General features: G+C 55.3%; 14 protein-coding genes. 7 read left to right on the top strand and 7 right to left on the bottom strand.

Annotated features, from left to right (window positions below; genetic code table 11):
• The first annotated feature begins 382 nt into the window (after nt 1-382).
• Nucleotides 383-2,083, top strand: a complete 1,701-nt coding sequence (locus tag AC0V6L_RS09565; protein WP_486154044.1) for a solute:sodium symporter family transporter — start codon at nt 383-385, stop codon at nt 2,081-2,083.
• Here the strand turns inward: AC0V6L_RS09565 and AC0V6L_RS09560 are convergent.
• The 3 genes from AC0V6L_RS09560 to AC0V6L_RS09550 are packed head-to-tail and all read right to left on the bottom strand — an operon-like array spanning nt 2,076 to nt 5,054.
• Complete coding sequence (locus tag AC0V6L_RS09560; RefSeq protein ID WP_486154043.1) at nt 2,076-2,984, bottom strand: TauD/TfdA family dioxygenase; 909 nt, start codon at nt 2,982-2,984, stop codon at nt 2,076-2,078. The two genes, AC0V6L_RS09565 and AC0V6L_RS09560, sit on opposite strands and share 8 nt — an antisense overlap.
• Nucleotides 2,977-3,933, bottom strand: coding sequence for an aldo/keto reductase (locus AC0V6L_RS09555; protein ID WP_486154041.1), 957 nt, complete (start codon nt 3,931-3,933; stop codon nt 2,977-2,979). Before AC0V6L_RS09555 ends, AC0V6L_RS09560 begins: the two co-directional genes overlap by 8 nt.
• 5 nt (nt 3,934-3,938) lie before the next feature.
• On the bottom strand, nt 3,939-5,054 hold the full coding sequence (locus AC0V6L_RS09550; protein WP_486154040.1) for a Gfo/Idh/MocA family protein: 1,116 nt from the start codon (nt 5,052-5,054) through the stop codon (nt 3,939-3,941).
• Nucleotides 5,055-5,173: 119 nt separating this feature from the next.
• On the opposite strand from AC0V6L_RS09550, the gene AC0V6L_RS09545 reads away from it, so the two are divergent.
• Nucleotides 5,174-5,803 (top strand): isochorismatase family protein, encoded by a 630-nt coding sequence (locus AC0V6L_RS09545; RefSeq protein ID WP_486154039.1) that lies wholly within the window; start codon nt 5,174-5,176, stop codon nt 5,801-5,803.
• Here AC0V6L_RS09545 and AC0V6L_RS09540 read toward each other — a convergent pair.
• Complete coding sequence (locus AC0V6L_RS09540; RefSeq protein ID WP_486154038.1) at nt 5,790-7,496, bottom strand: glycoside hydrolase family 97 protein; 1,707 nt, start codon at nt 7,494-7,496, stop codon at nt 5,790-5,792. The two genes, AC0V6L_RS09545 and AC0V6L_RS09540, sit on opposite strands and share 14 nt — an antisense overlap.
• Entirely contained in the window at nt 7,493-7,891 is a 399-nt protein-coding gene (locus AC0V6L_RS09535; protein WP_486154037.1) for a glycoside hydrolase family 97 N-terminal domain-containing protein, read from the bottom strand. Before AC0V6L_RS09535 ends, AC0V6L_RS09540 begins: the two co-directional genes overlap by 4 nt.
• Before the next feature lie 119 nt (nt 7,892-8,010).
• Here AC0V6L_RS09535 and AC0V6L_RS09530 point away from each other — a divergent pair, with 119 nt between their 5' ends.
• A complete protein-coding gene (locus AC0V6L_RS09530; RefSeq protein ID WP_486154036.1) occupies nt 8,011-9,714 on the top strand; it encodes a CRTAC1 family protein in 1,704 nt (567 codons plus the stop codon).
• Here AC0V6L_RS09530 and AC0V6L_RS09525 read toward each other — a convergent pair.
• Together AC0V6L_RS09525 and AC0V6L_RS09520 are read right to left on the bottom strand one after the other, a co-directional pair.
• Nucleotides 9,701-10,930 (bottom strand): alpha-amylase family glycosyl hydrolase, encoded by a 1,230-nt coding sequence (locus AC0V6L_RS09525; RefSeq protein WP_486154035.1) that lies wholly within the window; start codon nt 10,928-10,930, stop codon nt 9,701-9,703. The two genes, AC0V6L_RS09530 and AC0V6L_RS09525, sit on opposite strands and share 14 nt — an antisense overlap.
• A 140-nt stretch (nt 10,931-11,070) precedes the next feature.
• On the bottom strand, nt 11,071-12,696 hold the full coding sequence (locus AC0V6L_RS09520) for an MFS transporter (RefSeq protein ID WP_486154034.1): 1,626 nt from the start codon (nt 12,694-12,696) through the stop codon (nt 11,071-11,073).
• 312 nt (nt 12,697-13,008) lie between these two features.
• Between AC0V6L_RS09520 and AC0V6L_RS09515 the strand changes: the two genes are divergently transcribed.
• The 4 genes from AC0V6L_RS09515 to AC0V6L_RS09500 are packed head-to-tail and all read left to right on the top strand — an operon-like array spanning nt 13,009 to nt 19,086.
• Nucleotides 13,009-14,862, top strand: a complete 1,854-nt coding sequence (locus AC0V6L_RS09515) for an alpha-amylase family glycosyl hydrolase (protein WP_486154033.1) — start codon at nt 13,009-13,011, stop codon at nt 14,860-14,862.
• Nucleotides 14,859-16,532: an alpha-glucosidase gene (locus AC0V6L_RS09510; protein ID WP_486154031.1), complete on the top strand. Its 1,674-nt coding sequence runs from the start codon at nt 14,859-14,861 to the stop codon at nt 16,530-16,532. Before AC0V6L_RS09515 ends, AC0V6L_RS09510 begins: the two co-directional genes overlap by 4 nt.
• A gap of 3 nt (nt 16,533-16,535) precedes the next feature.
• Nucleotides 16,536-17,564 (top strand): LacI family DNA-binding transcriptional regulator, encoded by a 1,029-nt coding sequence (locus tag AC0V6L_RS09505; RefSeq protein ID WP_486154030.1) that lies wholly within the window; start codon nt 16,536-16,538, stop codon nt 17,562-17,564.
• Nucleotide 17,565: 1 nt separating this feature from the next.
• Nucleotides 17,566-19,086 (top strand): tryptophan halogenase family protein, encoded by a 1,521-nt coding sequence (locus tag AC0V6L_RS09500; protein ID WP_486154029.1) that lies wholly within the window; start codon nt 17,566-17,568, stop codon nt 19,084-19,086.
• Nucleotides 19,087-19,125 lie beyond the last annotated feature (39 nt).

Here is a 19,125-nt window from a genome sequence, read left to right as displayed (position 1 = left end):
ACGAACGGAATTTGGGTGGGTGCGCTGTGCACCAAGCGCCATTGCCCCGTCCTCTCCTCGTCATTCCCGCGAATGACAGGAAACCAGCTTTTGCAAAATCGCTTGCCGGTCCATGGATCCCAGCCTTCGCGCGGATGACAATGGGAGCGGCGGGGCGCCCGTGCGGCCAAGACCTCGCCATTTTCCTACATGCGCAAACCCTGCTAGCTTCGTTTCGGGTCCTTGTATCCTCATTCAGAGCAGGGCCGGAACAAAGCCCCCTTACCCCTCCACCTAGACCCCCATCCCGCAGTATGTACTTTGCCAACCAGCGCCTGTGCGAATCGCCAATGCACCGCCCGCTTTGACGCGGGGCATCCCTTGCCGCTAACGCGGCACAAGGATGGACGCTTCACTGCTCTTCACACTGGCAAGCTGCGCCGTCGTTATGGCAGTGATCGCCTGGGTCAGCTGGCTCAAAACGCGCGGCACAACAGAAACGCGCGACGGGTATTTCCTTGCAGGAAGAGGGCTGACCGCGGGGTTTATCGCCGGGTCGTTATTGCTCACCAATCTATCGGCGGAACAGCTGATCGGCCTTAACGGTTCGGCCTATGGCCACAATATGTCGAGCATGGCGTGGGAAGTAACCGCCGCCATCGCAACCGTCGCCATGGCGTTCGTTTTCCTGCCGCGATACCTCGCCGGGGCCTTTACCACTCTGCCCGAATTTCTGGCCGAACGGTTCGATCCCACTGTCAGGCGCATGTCGGTGGTGCTGTTTATGCTGGGATACGGCCTCGTGACCATTCCATCGGTGCTGTATTCGGGCAGCCTGGCGGTGATGAAGTTCTTCGATGTGCCGGCGCTGACGGGCCTATCCGCGTTCCCCGCGCTGCTGGTCACATCGATCACAATCGGCCTGATCGGCGCGGCCTATGCGGTGTTTGGCGGGCTGCGCGCAGTCGCCGTTTCGGACACGCTCAACGGGATTGGCCTTTTGATATTCGGATCGCTGATCCCGGTTCTGGGCCTGATCGCGCTGGGCGATGGCAGCTTTGGCGAAGGGCTTGCGCGGCTCACCGCCGATCACCCCGAAAAGCTTAATGCGATAGGTTCAGCCAGCGACCCGACGCCGTTCGGCACGATCTTCACCGGCATGATTTTCGCCAATCTGTTCTACTGGTGCACCAATCAATATGTAATCCAGCGGACATTGGGCGCGGCCTCTTTTGCTGAGGGGCAAAAAGGAGTGCTGGCGTCGGGGTTTTTCAAGATCCTTGTGCCGTTTATGATGATGATCCCCGGTGTGATCGCGTTTCATCTTTACGGCGCAGGGTTTGCCTCGATTGATGAGGCCTACCCCCGGCTCGTCTCCGATCTGCTGCCTGCTTATCTCGCAGGCGTTTTTCTGGCGGTTCTGCTGGGCGCGGTGTTCAGCTCGTTCAACTCGCTGCTCAACAGCGCGGCAACCTTGTTCACGCTCGATATCTACGCGCCATCCTGCAAAGCGCCCACCGATGCGCATTTGGTGAAAACCGCCAAGATCGCGAGCGTGGTGATCGCGCTGTTCTCATTCGTGGCCGCGCCGATGCTCTACTTTGCGCAGGAAGGGCTGTGGCAGATCGTGCGGGTGTTCACCGGGTTCTATAACATCCCCACGGTCGTGATCGTCATCATGGGCCTGTTCACCGCGCGCGTTCCGGCATTGGGAGCCAAGCTTGTGATTGTCTTCCACGTGACCGTTTATGGATTGCTCCGCTTCGTGTTTGACGATGTTGTGACGCTGCATTTCATCCACCAATATGCAATCCTGTTTGTGATTGAGGTGGGGATCATGCTGGCCTGCGGATATTGGGCACCGCGAGCGGAACCTTATCGGCCAGCCGCGCGGCACGAGGTGGATATGACGCCTTGGGCCTACGCCCAGCCAGCGGCGTTCACACTGCTGTCGGGTGTGGCGGCGCTGTATCTGCTGTTTTCGCCATTGGGCGCGGCCAATGCGCAAGGTTTCAGCACGGCATTCTTCGTTTTGATGAGCGCTCTGGGTATTGCCAATATCGCAGCGTGGGTGATGGTAGCGCGCAGACCAGCCCTCAGCTGATCAGGCTAGCCAAAACGCGGCGCTTACCTTTGAAAGGGCGCCGCCCATGCATCACGGTGAAATTATCGACCAGAGCGACATCGCCCGCCTGCCATCGCAGATCATAGGTCAGCTCATCGGCGATTGCGATGGCGGGGGCCATCTCCTCTGCCGTGATCGGTTCGCCGCTGCCAAAAGTGATCGCTTTGCCCGGATCATTGCGGCTGTCTGACCACCCTCGAAACGCAGCGATAAGCTGATTAAAGAAGCTGCGCCTGCCATCACCAATCCCGCGGACCGCCGGCAGAACGGGCGTGGTTGCGCGCAAGGATCCATCTTTTCGCCATTCCCAAGAATAGCCAAGCTGTGCCAACCGCGCCTCAGCCGCTTCGCGAGTTGCACTTTTCAAAGTGCTTTTCCAGGATCGCCCTTGCCCTGAACCCGCATCATTATCACCCGGCATGACATTGGTGTAGCGCACGCCTTCTGCCTCAAGCCGCGCGGCAAAAGCTGGCGCTTCAATCACCAAGCGCTCCCAAACCCTGTCAGACCGGCACAAGGGCGTAGCACCGCCCTCGTCTGGTGCGATTTCACAATAAAAGAACAGCGCCGATGGATAGATCGGCGTTTGCGCCATTTCGTGATGGAGGAAAATCTCGGTATGAGGCGGCGCTTCATTAGCGGTGAAAACACGCGCAGTGATATTGGTGCGCACCGCATTGCTGAGCGAATCCTCGTAAGTAAAGCCGGACTTACCATACGCCTTGACCGCTGCGTCAAAGGCGTGTGCATCGGGCACGCAAAAGCCGCGCAGCAGCACTGCGCCATGCTCAGCCAAACGCGCTTCCACGCCGGCCTGGCCATCGGCAAAGTATTCCACCAGCGAACCTCCACCTGCGATCACATGCGGGAAATCAGTCATAGATTGGGTGAAACGCGCCGAACGCTTCCTCTGCAAAGGTGCCCGGATCGTTAAACCGGCGGTTCTGATTGAGCGACGAGATCGCCGCCATTTCCACCGCTGACAGCTCAAAATAATCGATATCAAGATTTTCGCGCATCCGCTCAGGCTTGGTGGTTTTCGGGATGACCGCCGTGCCGCGTTGCACGCCCCAGCGCAGCAGAACCTGCGCAGGGGTTTTGCCATGCGCCTGTGCTGCGACCATGACGGGTGCCGCACCCAGCAAACTTTCTCCAGCCTCGGCCATATTGAGCTCAAAATAGCTTTGCGCACCCAGAGGCGAAAACGCTGTCACATCCATGCCGTAATTACCCGCGAGCCGGATCAGCCGCTCCTGTGTCAAAAAGGGATGTGCTTCGATCTGGAGCATTGCCGGTTTAACCTCGGCGTAGGTCATCAGATCATGCAGCAAAGCCGAATTGTAATTGCACACGCCAATGCGGTGCGCGGCGGCCTTGTCGACCAATGCTTCCATCGCCATCCACGTCTGATGGAGCGGCACGCGCGCCGGCTTCATCTGCGGCTTGGGCGCATCCGGGTCAAACAGCCATTCGGGCGGATAGCGCGTTTCAATTGGCACATATTCAAGCGCGATGGGAAAGTGGATCAGATAAAGATCGAGGTAATCAAGCTGCAAATCGGCCATTGATTTTCGGCATGCTTCTTCAACATGCTCTGGCGCGTGAAAGGTGTTCCACAGTTTTGAGGTGATCCACAGCTCCTCACGCGCAACCAGACCTTCGGCGATGGCCCGCGTCAAACCTTCGCCGGTTTCAGCCTCATTTCCGTAATCGGCAGCGCTGTCGAAATGGCGATAGCCTGCACGAACCGCTTCAAAAACGGCATCAGCGGTATCCTCGCGCGGGATCTTCCACAGGCCAAAGCCAATGCGGGGGATGGTTTCAGGCACGTCGATCAATCCTCATCTTTAAAATCTATGGTTACAGGCTCGCCCGTGGCGATGCTTTGCTGCGCAGCTGCACCCATCACAACCGAGCGATAGCCGTCTTGCGCAGTGATAAGCGGCGCTGTTCCGCTCACAAGCGCGTCATGAAAATCGCGCTGCTGGAAAAAGGTTGCGCCGTGATGCGATCCGGCGGCAAGAGCGTCTTTGGGCGTCGAGACGGGCTCTACCTCAAAGCCCGGTCGCCCGGGGATGCGCTGGCCGTTACCATCGACTTGCCCCGCTCGCTGTGCCCAGATGATCTCGCTTGCTGGCAACTTAACCTCAAGCTTGCCCCTGTTGCCGACCGCGCTGATCTCTTCCTGCTGCTCTGCCCCTTCTGCGAACATGCACAAATCAAGCATTGCGCGCGCGCCGCTGAGGAAATCAACGGTAACAAAGGCATTGTCGATGATGTCGGGTGTCTCGCCAAGATAGCGTTCATCGAGGTGGTTCACATCCTGCCTGCCGCTTGCAAAAACGCGGCAAGGTTCATCGCGCAGGATATGGCGCATAAGGTCGAAAAAATGGCAGCATTTTTCCACCAGAGTGCCCCCGGTGTTCCGATTGAAGCGGTTCCAGTCGCCCACCTTTTCTAGGAACGGAAAGCGGTGTTCGCGAATGGCGAGCATTTTGACATCACCCGCCTCGCCGGCATGCACGCGCTCGATAAATCGGGTGACAGGCGGCATATACCGATATTCCAGCCCCACCCAGAACAGGTTGGCGTAATCACGAGCGGCTGCGGCCAAAGTGAGTGCATCCGCGACATCTGTACACATTGGCTTTTCAAGCAGAATACCTGCGCCCATTTCCATCACCGGCTGCACAAGGCCAAAATGGGCGTAATTGGGTGCGGCGATAATAACAGCATCGGGGGTAGTATCAGCAAGCATTCGGGCGTTGTCTGCAAACACCGCAACATCTTGCCCAAGCTTGCCCGCTAGAGCTTCAGCAGCTTTGCGCGATCCTGCATCGGGATCAGCGATCGCGACCAGCTGAGCGCCATCGATCAGCGCAAGATTGGCCATATGCTCGCGGCCCATCATGCCGCAGCCGATTATCGCATATCGTCGTTTCTCACTCACCGCTGGCGCTATGCGCGGCGCGGGTCCGACTGGCAAGCCAGCACTTAACTGTCCGACTGCCGGACAGCGCGCATATCACCCCGCTTGAGCTGCACTGTGTTCGGGCATAGGCAATGGGCATGAACGATCTCAATACCAATTACGCAGCCGCCTATGGCCAAAAAGCAGGCTTTGGCAAAAAACCAGCATTGCTTCTCATCGATTTTGTTGAGGGATATTTTGATCCCGAATGCGATCTGTATGCCGATGTTGATGACACTCTGGCATCGGCATTGCGGGTGCGCGAAGTGGCACACGAGGCGGGTATTCCGGTCATCCTAACCAATGTTGTCTATCACCCAAGCGCGGTTGACGGCGGAAGGTTCTATGAAAAAGCCAAACCCTTGCGATACTTTATCAAGGGCTCCCCGATGGGCGCATGGCCCAAAGGATTGGAGCCGGCCGCTCACGAACTTATTATTTCCAAGCAATATCCCAGCGCCTTTTTCGGCACGTCGCTCGCTTCAACTTTAACAGCAATGGGCGTTGATAATGTGATCCTGACGGGCCTTACCACCAGCGGCTGCATCCGCGCATCCTGCGTCGACAGCATGTCGCATGGCTTTATCACAACGGTGGTGCGAGAGGCCGTTGGAGATCGGCACGAAGACCCGCATCAGGCAAACCTGTTTGATATGGAAGCGAAATACGCTGATGTAGTGTGCGAGGCAGAAGTTATCGCTCAGATCAAATCCGTTACCGCTCGATAAAGCGCACGGCCACACCGCCCGAAGCTGCGAGAGTGACATCAAGACTGTGGGTACTGGTCACAGCGATTTCCTCAATCACCAACGCATAGGGATTGGTGTCCCAATGCGCATCATCACCATCGCGGTAGACTTGCGCTGTATAGCTCTTACCCTCATCAAGAAAATCCAAAGGCAATGACATTTCACGCGCCCGGCCATCGGTGACGGCGCCCAAGAACCATTCACCACCAGCGCGGCCTTTGCGTGCAATGGCAACATATTCGCCAACCTCGCCTGCAATCGCAACGGTTTTGTCCCAATCCGCCTCCACATCTTTGATAAACTGAAACGCATCCATGCGCGCTTCGTAGTTTTCGGGCAGATCAGCCGCCATCTGCAACGGCGAATACAAGACCACGTACAATGCCAGCTGTTTGGCCAATGTTGTTTGTGGGCGATTGGAAGGGTCACCGCGCTGCATATCTTCGCGCACAGGGGGGCGTTCATTGGGGCGCAGGTCAAAGATACCCGGTGTGTAATCTGCCGGGCCTGATAGCATTCGGGTGAACGCGATCACCGGGATATGCTCGGTTGGATTGGGCGGTGATCCCCATGCGTTGAATTCCATCCCCCGAACCCCTTCTCGCGTCATCCAATTGGGATAGGTCCGCCGCAATCCCGTGTCTTTGACTGGTTCATGCGCATTGATGGAAATCTTGCGTTTAGCGGCTGCTTTGACCGCTCGCAGGTGATGACCGACCATAAACTGGCTGTCGTGCCATTCATATTGCTTCACGCCTTCGTCATCATAGCGCACAATATCGCCCGCATCCGCGACATAACCCGTCTTAACCTCGCGCACGCCATTGGCGGCGTAAAGATCAAAGGCGGCTTCCATCTGCGCCTCGTAATTGGCAACATTTCCGCTGGTTTCATGGTGACCGATTATGCGCACGCCTTTTTCCGCCGCATATCGGCTGAGCATCGGCAAATCAAAATCTGGATAGCTCTGGGTGAAATCAAACAATTCGCCATTGTTGAACCAATCGCCGTCCCAGCCAATGTTCCAACCTTCAACGAGCACCCCGGAAAAACCGTGCTCAGCTGCAAAGTCGATATAGCGTTTTACATCGCCATTGTTCGCACCGTGAATGCCATCGTTGCCCCAGGTGCGCTCGTTGATGTGCATCGCCCACCAGATGCCGATATATTTGCCCGGCTCAACCCACGAAACATCGCCCAGCACATTGGGTTCATTAAGGTTCAGAATAATGTCTGAATTGATAAGCCCCTTGGCATCGGGCGCAATCTGAATTGTGCGCCACGGGCTTTTGAACGGAGCCGCCGTGTGCACTTTCACCCCGTCTGCACCTTCGCGCAGGCGCGCCTCGAAACTGCCAGGCCTTAGCGCCAAAAGCGACATGGCGGAATAATCCACCAAGGCGGCTTCATGAATTGAGATATGCACGCCTTCTGGCTGGCGAAACGTCACTGGCGTGTGCGCGTCATCCACGATGCCCGCTTTGCCTTTGCGATAGATGTATTCGTATCGATTAAACTGCCTCGCAGGTGTCCACCAGCTGTCTGCTTGCGTCCCGATGTTGAACTGGGTCAGCTCGTCCGAAATACGAATGTCGCCTTGCAAGGCGTCTTGCTCAGGCAGCTCATAGCGGAAACCAATTCCGGTATCGAAAAGACGAAAGCGGACAATCATGCGCCGCTCAGGTCCTTTTGAGACCCGAAAGTTACCGCCACTTCTCGGTGATGATCGCGCACGATGCGGCGCTCACCCCATGGTTGCTCCCATGACTGATCAACCCGGTTCCGCGTATGGCTGGTGATCTTTAGGTCATGTTCAAAGCCATGGTGATCGGCAAACAATAGGCCGAGACGCGCAGGTTCCATCACAACTTCGCCATCAAACGAAACTGTGTAGGTTGCCAGACCGCCTTGGTCAGATATCTCGACTGCAATTCGGCCGTCGGGCGATGTTTCCTGAACAGGTTCTGCGCGCAAAGGCACCGCAGCGGCCATTACCAATACGGCAATCCAGGCCGCCTTTGTCACACGAGCCAGCATCACATTCTCCCAATCGATAGATTTATGCAAATCTTTGCAAGTTTCTCCGGCGTCGCACTCACGATACCAGCAAACTGATGCTTTTCCAGTGTGCATTTTTCTGCAAAAAGTAAGTTAGAAGTGCTATCAATGGCACGGGGAGAGGGATCATGATCGGTAACAGGGGCAATGCGACCAATGTCAGTGCGGTCGCCATATGCGCTTTGCTAATTGCAGGCCTGGCCGGGTGCGGTGGCGGCGATAGTGCGACCACACCTGCGCCGGTCGCGGCAGGTGGAGGCAGCACGCCCACCCCTTCGCCCAGCACCGCCAGTGCAACCCTACCTGCAGGAGGCAATACCAGCTTCTCCAATCGTACAGCCGCCGCCGGGTTCGGCCATAGCTTCGGCTTTTCAAGCGGCATCAATGGCATGGTTAGCCAATTTGCTGGCGGCGCAGCGTCAGGCGATATCGACAATGATGGCGACATCGATGTGTTTGTTGTGCGAGGTGATATTGGCCCCAACTTGCTCTACTTAAATCAGGGCGGCACCTTTGTGGAAAGCGCAGGCGCGGCAGGTTTGGCTTTCACGCTGGAGGGGACCAGCATTAACGGCGCGCATAGCGGCCCCACTTTTGGCGACTTGGATGGAGACGGCGATCTAGATCTGTTGCTTGGCGGGCTGGAAGGCGGGCCAACGAAGCTTTTCATCAATGACGGCACTGGAAGCTTTACAGATGCGACTGCTGGATCAGGATTTGATTTGGCGAGCGCTCAACAAACCATTTCCATGGCTTTGGGTGACTATGACGGGGATGGCGATCTGGACGTTTTGATGGCGCATTGGGGGACACCGCGCGATCCGGCAAATCCAGGCGAAACCGAAACACTTTGGCGCAATGATACGGCGCAAGGTGGCGCAGTCTCTTTCACCCCAGTCAGCGCGACTAGCGGCGTTGCAGGTCTACTGGCATTCGATCTGCCGCAGGGGGTGCTGGGCCCAAATTATGATTACACCTTCGCGCCTGGCTTTGCCGACATTGATGGTGACCGAGATCTGGACATCCTGATGGTGTCCGATTTTCGCGGATCGAAAGTGCTGCTTAACAATGGCGACGGAACTTTCAGCTCAAGCGCTTTTTCCCCGGACGATGAAAACGGAATGGGAGCCGCGATTGGCGATTTCGACAATGATGGTGATTTCGACTGGTTTGTTTCCTCAATCAACGGCAACCGATTGTTCGAAAACAATGGCTCGGGCGATTTCGTTCGCAATGCAGCATCGGGAATTGAGCCAGGCGGCTGGGGGTGGGGATCGTGTTTTGCAGACTTTAACGCGGATGGATGGCTAGACCTTTATCAGACGAACGGCTGGGAAGCTGGGAAAGACCCCAGCGCTTCAAACTATGTGAACGATAAGACCCGTCTTTGGATGAACGGCGGCAACAGAACTTTTGCAGACGCCGCCGAGGCGTCCGCCATTGCTGAGACCGATCAGGGCCGCGGCGTGATTTGCGATGATTTTGACAATGATGGCGATGTGGATGCGCTGTTGTTGACCGCTGAGCCAAGTGGTGCGGTCTATTATTGGGAAAACCAATTGACCGGTGCGAACAGTGTCAAAGTGCGCCTGCGCGGGCGCGGGCCGAACACTTTTGCGATTGGTGCAATCATCGAGCTTACCATCGCCGACACGACTCAAACGCGGATGGTCGCCATCAACAGCAATTTTACCTCGCACAATTCCACCGATCAAATTTTTGGAATGGGCAGCAACACCAGTGCCGGCCTGCGCGTGATCTGGCCCGATGGCTCGGAAACCATCCAGCCCAATGTGTCTGCTGGTGATCTGGTTGAGATCACTCAGCCGTAAAGAGACGGTAACCCCAGGGGCCAAGATCCAGCATGGTTTCTGCTTCAAATCTCACGGTCTCGCCGCCAATCGCATCACTCATTGTGCCGTAGTGACGCTCTAAATCAAAAGTTACGTTTTGTGAGCGCGGTGACAGGTTAAAGACCGCAAAGACGCGGTCATCGCCTTCCCCTCGGATAAAGCTCAACACGTCCTGTTTTGCGCTGTTTGGTACGTCAACAAATGGGGCGCCATGGGCTCCATTGTGCAATGCCCGCTCGCTTGTTTTGAGCGCAATGAGAGAGCGGAATAGAGGATCAAAACGACCTTCATTCCAATCGATCTCATCCTTCTCGAAAAACTCCAACTGCCGATCGAGGTCCGCTTCCTGACCATTATAGATTAGCGGAATACCGGGCCCAGCAAAACTCAAGGCAATCGCCGCTTCATAGGCTGGACCATAGATTTCTGAGGCTACTCCATCCCACGAATTCTGGTCGTGATTATCGGTGTAAACCATGCGCATCGCTGCGTGCGGCCAAGTGGTTTTTTGCGCAAGATAGTATCCGCGCATTTTTCCGGCGCCGCTGCCATCCGTAACAAGTTCCTGCATTGCCTCTTTCCACCCCCACGCATAGGTCGCGTCAAATGCGCGAGCGTGAAGATCGCGGGTTTCCCATTCGGCCAGCATAAAAACAGGTTTGATCGTATCAAGCTGCGCGCGCGCGGTGTCCCAAAAATCAAGCGGCACAAAGCCTGCAACATCGGCGCGGTAGCCATCCACATCGAATTCGCGCACCCAATAGACCAGGCTGCCAGTCATATAGTCGCGCAGACCCGAATTCGAGTAGTCAAAGTCGGCAACGTCCGACCAATCAGTGCCTTCAGGCGGGATTATGTCCCCTTCCAGATTACGGGTGTACCATTCAGGATGCTCGGCAATCAGCGGATTGTCCCATGCTGAATGATTGGCGACCCAATCAAGGATGACTTTCAGGCCCGCTTCATGGGCTGCGTCAACGAAGGCGCGAAACTCTTCTTCCGTGCCCAGATCGGGATTGACCTTGCGATAATCCTGGACCGCATACGGGCTCCCCATTGTCCCTTTACGCTTTTCCTCGCCGATCGGGTGGATCGGCATCAACCAGATGATATCGACCCCCATATCGGCAAGCCTTGGCAAATGACTTTGCGCAGCGGCAAAGGTGCCTTCCTGCGTGAATTGGCGAGTATTCATCTGATAAATTACAGCGTCGGCGGCCCATTCTGGTGTCGCGGTCTGCACATATGGCTGGGGCTCAAACGAAGCTGGCGCAGACGCTGGTTCGCATCCCGCAAGACCAACCGCCGCTAATGCCATCAATGCTGTCTTGCGCATCAGGATGCCCCCGACAATTTGGCCTGTCGCTCTAGAATGGCAGTGGTCCCATCGGTTACAAACAGGGTCGCGATTGCAGCCAGGGCAAAGGATATGGCCGAAATGACCATCGCGTAAATCGGGGCACCATCGAAAAATGTGGTGAGCAAAAAGCCCAGCAACGTCGCCGCGATCAATTGCGGAACAACGATGAAAATGTTGAAGATACCCATATAGATGCCCATTTTCCGCGCAGGGACAGACCCTGCCAAAATGGCATAAGGCAGCGAAACGATCGAAGCCCAGGCGAACCCTACGGCAACCATCGGTATCCATAGCAATGCCGGGTCGCGGATTAACAGCATCGCTGCGAAACCCGCCGCTCCAATCGCCAGATTAAGGGCGTGGAGACGGCGCCTGTCCATCTTTGCTGCGATCACGATAAAAGCCAAAGCCGCCGCCGCTGCAACGCCGTTGCGAACCGATCCAAGCAGGCTCCACCAATCGGCTGCGTCCTGATACCCCTGTGTCACAGGGTCAGGGGACGCAAAGTGAAATTCTGCAACTGCGGGCGTGCCGTAAATCCACATCGAGAACATGGCAAACCAGCTGAAAAACTGGACGACAGCAAGCTGGCGCATGGTCTTGGGCATGGAGAACAGATCATTGACGACTTCCATAAAGCCATTGTCATCTTTGCCGCCGCTGCGCAGCAGTGATGCAATGATCTGAATGGCCCCAAACGCAGCAACCAAACCAGCGAGGACATAAAGTTCTTGCGCGACTTCAACCTCGCCCAGCCACGCAGGCCGGGGTTCACCGCGAGCATACATCACGAAGGCAGCAAACGCTGCGCCGATTGCAATCCAGACCAGACCACCGCGCTGAAATTGCGCAGCGCTGCGCTGCACATTTGCAGCTTCCATAGGCTCAACGCCCAAAGCTTCGTGCCGAGCCGCTTCAAACCCAGCGATCTCATCAGGGCTGTATTCTTTAGTCCGAAAAACCGTCCAGCACACCGCGATGAAGAGAGCCAAGCCTCCAATATAAAAGGCATATTGAACGGTTTGGGGTATCTCACCTTCGCCCGCCACATTAGACAACCCCATCCAATTGGTCATCATCCATGGCAGCGCGCCAGCGATAACGGCACCAACACCGATGAAAAAGCTCTGCATTGCATAGCCTCGCGTTCGCTGGCGATCCGGCAAATTGTCACCAACGAAGGCGCGAAACGGTTCCATCGTGATATTGAGCGAGGCGTCCATGATCCACAACATGCCTGCGGCAACCCATAAGGTTGGTGAATTCGGCATAATGAACAATGCCAAAGTCGCAAATATCGCACCAATAAGGAAATAGGGGCGTCTACGCCCCAGCCTGCCCCATGTGTTGTCGGATAGATGGCCGATAATCGGTTGAATTATCAGGCCCGTCATCGGCGCTGCGATCCATAAGATCGCAAGCTCATTCACCTCGGCGCCAAGCGTCTGGAATATGCGACTTACATTGCCGTTTTGAAGGTCAAAGCCGATCTGGATGCCAAGAAAACCAAAGCTCATATTCCAGATCTGGCCCGCGCTCATCGCTGGTTTTCGCCCCGTGCTGGTGCCCGTGCCCGATCCAAGCGCTTGCGCCTGTGCCATATCCACTTATCCCTCTCGCAGTTTCTGCCATTCTGATATCAGAATGGCAGGCACGCTTCTTGCGCATGTTTCGCTGGCAATGAACGCCAATTATCTGCACTCAATTTCAGCCGCCCCAGTGTGCCGCTTATGCAAATTTTTGCAAGAACCTTTGTGGATCGGCGCTATATGCGAACAGTTTTTCTGATCTTTCTGTCATTAGATCTATGATTTTATGTGAAAAATTTGCACCAATTTCAGTGCTGATGATTTTTCACAAAGAATTGCAAAGTCGATGCAAAAGTGGCAATCAGGTCACGGGAGGACGTGACTATGACGCGACTATGGATGGCAGGCGTGCTTGCCCTGGCAGGCTTTGTTGGCAGCGCATCCGCAATGAACGATGCACCTGCAGAACCAACACCTGAAGAAAGGTCAGCTTATCGCGATAGGCTTCCCGAAGATGAGGTGGTCTACTTTGTTCTGCCCGATCGCTTTGCGAATGGCGATCCCTCCAATGACCGCGGCGGGATAGAAGGCACAGCACTCGATCACGGCTTTGATCCTAAACATAAAGGATTTTATCACGGCGGCGATTTGGCTGGGCTGACGGAGCGGCTTGATTATTTGCAAGGCATGGGGATTACCGCCATTTGGTTCGCACCCATCTTCAAAAACAAGCCGGTGCAAGGCCCAAAAGGAAATGAAAGCGCAGGGTATCACGGCTATTGGGTGACAGATTTCACCAGCATTGATCCACACTTTGGCACCAACGAAGAATTCAAGGCTTTCGTCGATGCAGCCCATGCGCGCGGGATGAAAGTCTATATGGACATCATCACCAATCACACGGCAGATGTAATCCAGTATGCCGATGGCGATGCCTCCAGCTATTCCTATCGCAGCCTTTCAGATTTCCCCTATTCGCGTCGCGGCGGGCTGACTGGAGAGCCGATCAATGACGGTTTCATGGGCGACGAATTGCAAACCCAGGAGAATTTTGCGCGTCTGAGATCCCCAGATTATGCCTACACTCCTGTTGTGCCTGCAGGAGAGCGCAACTCCAAAAAGCCCGAATGGTTAAACGATCCAATCTTCTACCATAATCGCGGCAGCACAACCTTTTCCGGCGAAAGCAGCCGCTATGGAGATTTTGCCGGGCTTGATGACCTTTACACCGAGCATCCACGCGTTCTCTCGGGCATGATCGAAATCTATGCCAGTTGGATCACTCGGTTCGGCATTGATGGCTACCGCATCGATACTGCAAAACACGTAAACCCTGAGTTTTGGCAAAGCTTTGTGCCGGCTATGCTGGAAACGGCGAAAGCGAAGGGCGTTCCCAACTTCCTGATATTCGGAGAAGTGTATTCCTCCAGCCCGGACAGCGGTGTCTTGGCACAGTTTACGCGCCGCGATGGGTTTCCCGCGGTGTTGGACTTCGCGTTTCAATCGGCAGTTCACGAAGCCGTAGGCAAAGGAACCCCGCCTTCTGTCCTGGTTGATATGTTCGATGGCGATGTGAATTACGAAGGCGGGCCCGACGCGGCCAGAACGATGCCGACTTTCCTTGGCAATCACGACATGGGCCGCTTTTCGACTCTGGTAAGAGATGACAATCCAGACATTTCAAACGAAGAACTTTTGAGCCGGGTCAAGCTTGGTCATGCTATGTTGATGACCCTGCGCGGCAACCCCGTCATTTACTATGGCGATGAGCAAGGCTTCGTCGGGGATGGCAACGATCAAGCAGCGCGCGAAGATGTGTTTGCAAGCCTTACCGACAGTTACAATGACAATATTCTGATCGGAACAGAAGCAACCACTCGCGAAGAGAACTTCGACACCGCCCATCCACTCTATGGGCTGATTGCCGAGCTTGCTAAACTTAGGGCGCGGCATCCCGCATTGCGCCGGGGCAAACAAACCGCGCGCACCTATGATGAAGAAGCGCCTGGTCTCGTCAGTTTTTCTCGCTTCGATCCTGAGACGGATGAAGAATACCTATTGGCTTTCAACACTTCGTCTGCGCCAATCAGTGTTACATCGAGAGTGGGTTACGCAGCGCGCTCATTGGAAGCATTAAACGGCCAATGCCCAGGCGCCGTTGCCGCGCCAGGTAGCGTAGCAATGGAACTGCCCGCCTTTGGCTGGTGCATCGCGCGATTACACGGGAACAAGAAATGACCAAACCGCTTGAAAAAGCAAAGTCCCAGCCGCTCACGATGGTTCAGGAATGGTGGCGCGGTGCGGTGATCTATCAGATCTATCCGCGCAGCTTCAAGGACACCAATGCTGATGGCATAGGTGATCTAAGAGGCGTGGCAGAAGGCCTTGATTACATTGCATCACTTGGCGTTGACGGCATTTGGATTTCGCCGTTTTTTACATCGCCCATGGAAGATTTCGGGTACGATGTTTCCGACTATTGCGGGATTGATCCGACTTTCGGGTCATTCGATGATTTTGATGCGATCATCAAACGCTCGCACGATCTCGGCCTGAAAGTGATCATCGACCAAGTCTATTCGCACACTTCCGATCAGCATGCATGGTTTCAGGAGAGCCGGCGCGATCAAACCAATGCCAAGGCCGATTGGTATGTCTGGGCCGATCCAAAACCGGATGGCTCCCCTCCGTCCAACTGGCAATCGGTGTTTGGCGGATCGTCTTGGCAATGGGATGGGCCGCGCAGGCAATACTACCTTCATAACTTTCTGGCCAGCCAACCTGATTTGAATGTCCATAATCCCGAAGTTCAAGAAGCGCTGCTGAATGTCGCGCGGTTCTGGCTTGATCGGGGCGTCGATGGGTTTCGTTTGGATGCTCTCAATTTTTCGATGCACGATCCGCAATTGCGCGACAATCCACCTTCAGGCGCGCCAATGAATGAGGTTACACGTCCGTTCGATATGCAGATCAAACGGTTCAATCAATCGCATGAAGATATACCGGCGTTTCTTGAACGCATCCGCGCGACGATCAATGAATATCCAGACCGGTTCACCGTTGCAGAAGTTGGCGGCCCCAATCCCTTGGCGGAAATGAAAGCGTTCACGGCAAATGGCAAACGGCTGGATTCAGCCTACAATTTCGATTTTCTCTATGCGCCGAACCTTACCGCCCAGAAAGTCAAACATTCGCTTTCAAACTGGAACGGTTCGCCGGGTGAAGGGTGGCCATCATGGGCGTTTTCCAATCACGATGCACCGCGCGCAACCACGCGCTGGGCCAGCGATGAGGGCGCTGGAGAGACTGGGATTGAACAAACCGCGCGGCTTTCAATGCTGCTGCTGTTATCGCTGCGCGGAAATCCAATCATCTATCAAGGTGAGGAATTGGGTCTGCCACAGGGCCATGTCGCGTTTGCCGATCTGCAAGATCCTGAAGCGATTCTCAATTGGCCTCACACATTGGGCCGTGACGGGGCGCGCACGCCGATACCTTGGAAATCCCAAGCACCACAGGCAGGCTTTTCCAATGCCAACCAGACCTGGTTGAAAGTGGATCCTGCACACACCTCACTTGCGATTGATCTGCAATCAGGCGAACCGAGCTCTATGGTGAATTATACGCGGCAATTGCTGGCGTTGCGGCGAACGCTTGATGCATTGATCGCGGGTGACAGCGAGTTGCTGGATACACCGGCAGACATCGTCGCTTTCATTCGCCGCAGCCATACAAGCGAGGTGCTATGCGCTTTCAATTTAGGCACCCAGAGCATTGAGTGGGATGTGCCGCCTGCCTTTCAAGCAGCCAAAGTAATCGCAAATGAGAGACTGGCGCAAACCGCACAAAACGTGCAATCCATTCTCGCGCCGCGCACCGGGTTCTGGGCGGCATTGGGGGAAAGATAAAGCATGGATGCTGCGGGATTGAGGTCGAAGAAAAACGCACGGCTGGAAGATATCGCGCGGCAGGCGGGCGTATCGATATCCACCGTATCAAGAGCCCTCAATGACAGCCCTGCTGTGAAACGCCGTACTAAGCAGGAAATCTGGCGCATTGCCCGAGCGCATGACTACGATTTTCGCAGCCATATGCCTAACGGGCCAGTAGGTGCAGAGGCCACAATTGCGGTAATTGTGCCTGCCCCTCAAGCACGAGAAACTCGCGTCGCCGATCCTTTCTTCCTCGAGCTGTTGGCAGGCATTGCCGAAGCTGCGCGGGACCGTAAAGTCGATCTTGTCATCAGTCATGTCTTTCCGCGCTCGGCTGAAGATTTGCGGTTCGCGATGACGACAAGCCGCGCCACCGGCATGATATTCATTGGGCAAAGCTCCTTACATGATGCGTTTAACAGCCTTGCCGATGGGGAAGACAATTTCGTCGTTTGGGGGGCGGATTTCAATGACTCGGCCTATTGCAGCGTCGGCTCTGACAATGTCGCGGGTGGACGCCGAGCCACATCCCATCTGCTTAGGCTTGGGCGCAAACGCGTGCTATTTTTAGGGGATACTGAAGCGCCCGAGGCGGAACAACGTTATCGCGGCTACAAAATAGCCCTGGAAGAGGCTGGTATTGCTCAGGATGACAGTCTGGCGCTGCCTGCGCATTTCGATGTGCAATCAGGCGAAGCCACAACCCGCTCGGCGATTGAAAGTGGAACGGGGTTTGACGCGATCTTTGCTGCCAGTGATTTGATTGCCATTGGCGCCATTCACGCACTAATAAAATCGGGTCGCTCTGTTCCGCAGGACGTATCGGTTGTTGGATATGACAACATCCCCGCATCGCGACTGGTCACTCCTCGCCTGACGACTATCGACCAAGACGCAAATCTGGCTGGCCGGATGCTTGTATCAAAACTGATCGACACTCACGGCGGCAAAGCCATTTCAGAGCGGATGGAAACCAGCCTGCTTATCCGCGAAAGCTGCGGTGGCTGATATGGTAGAGAAGTCCGCTCCGCTGAAACGCATTGTAATTGTGGGCGGCGGCAGCGCAGGCTGGATGACAGCCGCCGCTTTGTCCGACACTTTGGGCCGCGAATGCTCAATAACCCTCGTAGAATCCGAAGCCATCGGCACAGTGGGCGTCGGCGAGGCAACGATCCCGCCAATCCGAACATTCAATCAGCGCATCGGTATTGATGAAACAACATTCGTCAAGGAAACCGCTGGCTCATTCAAACTTGGCATTCAATTCGTTGATTGGGCGCGCCAGGGACATTCGTATTTCCACCCCTTCGGCCGCTACGGCGCTGAATTCGATAAAGTGCCATTCTACCATTACTGGATGAGAGAGAACCTTGCCGGCAGCATCGAGGGTCCGATTGACGACTTCTCAATGTGTTGGGCCATGGCCAAGGCGGGCCGGTTCGCCCATCCTGAAAGCGATCGACGCAAAATCCAGTCTACGTTCGATTACGCCTACCACTTCGATGCTGGCCTATACGCAGCGTTCTTGCGAAAGCTCTCCGAAGCTCGCGGCGTGTCGCGCATTGAAGGGCGTGTCACCGATGTGAATTTGCGCGGTGAAGATGGCTTCATCGAAAGTGTCACTTTGGACAATGGCTCAACCTTGTCAGGCGAATTGTTCATTGATTGCAGCGGGTTTCGCGGGCTTTTGATCGAAGGCGCTTTGCATGCAGGCTATGAAGATTGGCGGCATTGGCTGCCATGTGATCGTGCAGTGGCCGTACCTTGCAAGAAGCAAGCAGATATCGCGCCATACACCCGGTCAACCGCTAAGGCGGCTGGTTGGCAATGGCGCATTCCTCTGCAACACCGCACGGGCAACGGATACGTCCACTGCAGCGAATTTATCAGCGAGGATGAAGCAACTGAAACGCTACTGAAGTCGCTTGACGGAAAACCGCAGGCGGACCCGCGAACCTTGCGATTTACAACTGGCCGCCGCCGCAAATTTTGGGACAAGAACTGCGTTGCTATCGGGCTGTCGGCTGGATTTATGGAACCGCTGGAATCGACAAGCCTTCACCTGATCCAATATGGCATATTGCGATTGCTAGCGCTGCTGCCCGATACAGAGATGTCGCCCTTACTTGCGCGCGAATACAACGCGCAGACGGCTCGCGAATATGAACGTATCCGCGACTTTCTCATCTTGCATTACACCGCGACCGAGCGTGATGACGCAGAGCTTTGGCGCTATTGCTCAGCGATGGCGATACCAGACAGCCTGCAATACAAGATTGACCATTTCCGTAACCATGGAATGATTGTTGCAGATGAACGGGAGCTATTTGCCAATCCAAGCTGGATCGCGGTTTATCTTGGTCAAGGTATCACCCCGCAAAAAGCCCCAGCGATCACGCAAATGCGTGCCGATGTACCCGTTGCGCAGCGGATGCGCATGATAGCCGAAGCTATGCAAAGCGCTGTTAGCGACATGCCCATGCACGCTGACTTTCTGGCACGACACTGCCCGTCGCCTTTAGCCGCTTAAGACCATTTCGAGCTTACTTGCGACACAAAAGAAAAGGGC

Source organism: Erythrobacter sp. JB1-15, assembly GCF_057365035.1.
Note: the sequence above shows the minus strand (reverse complement) of the source record. Positions and strands in the feature narration are given on the sequence as shown.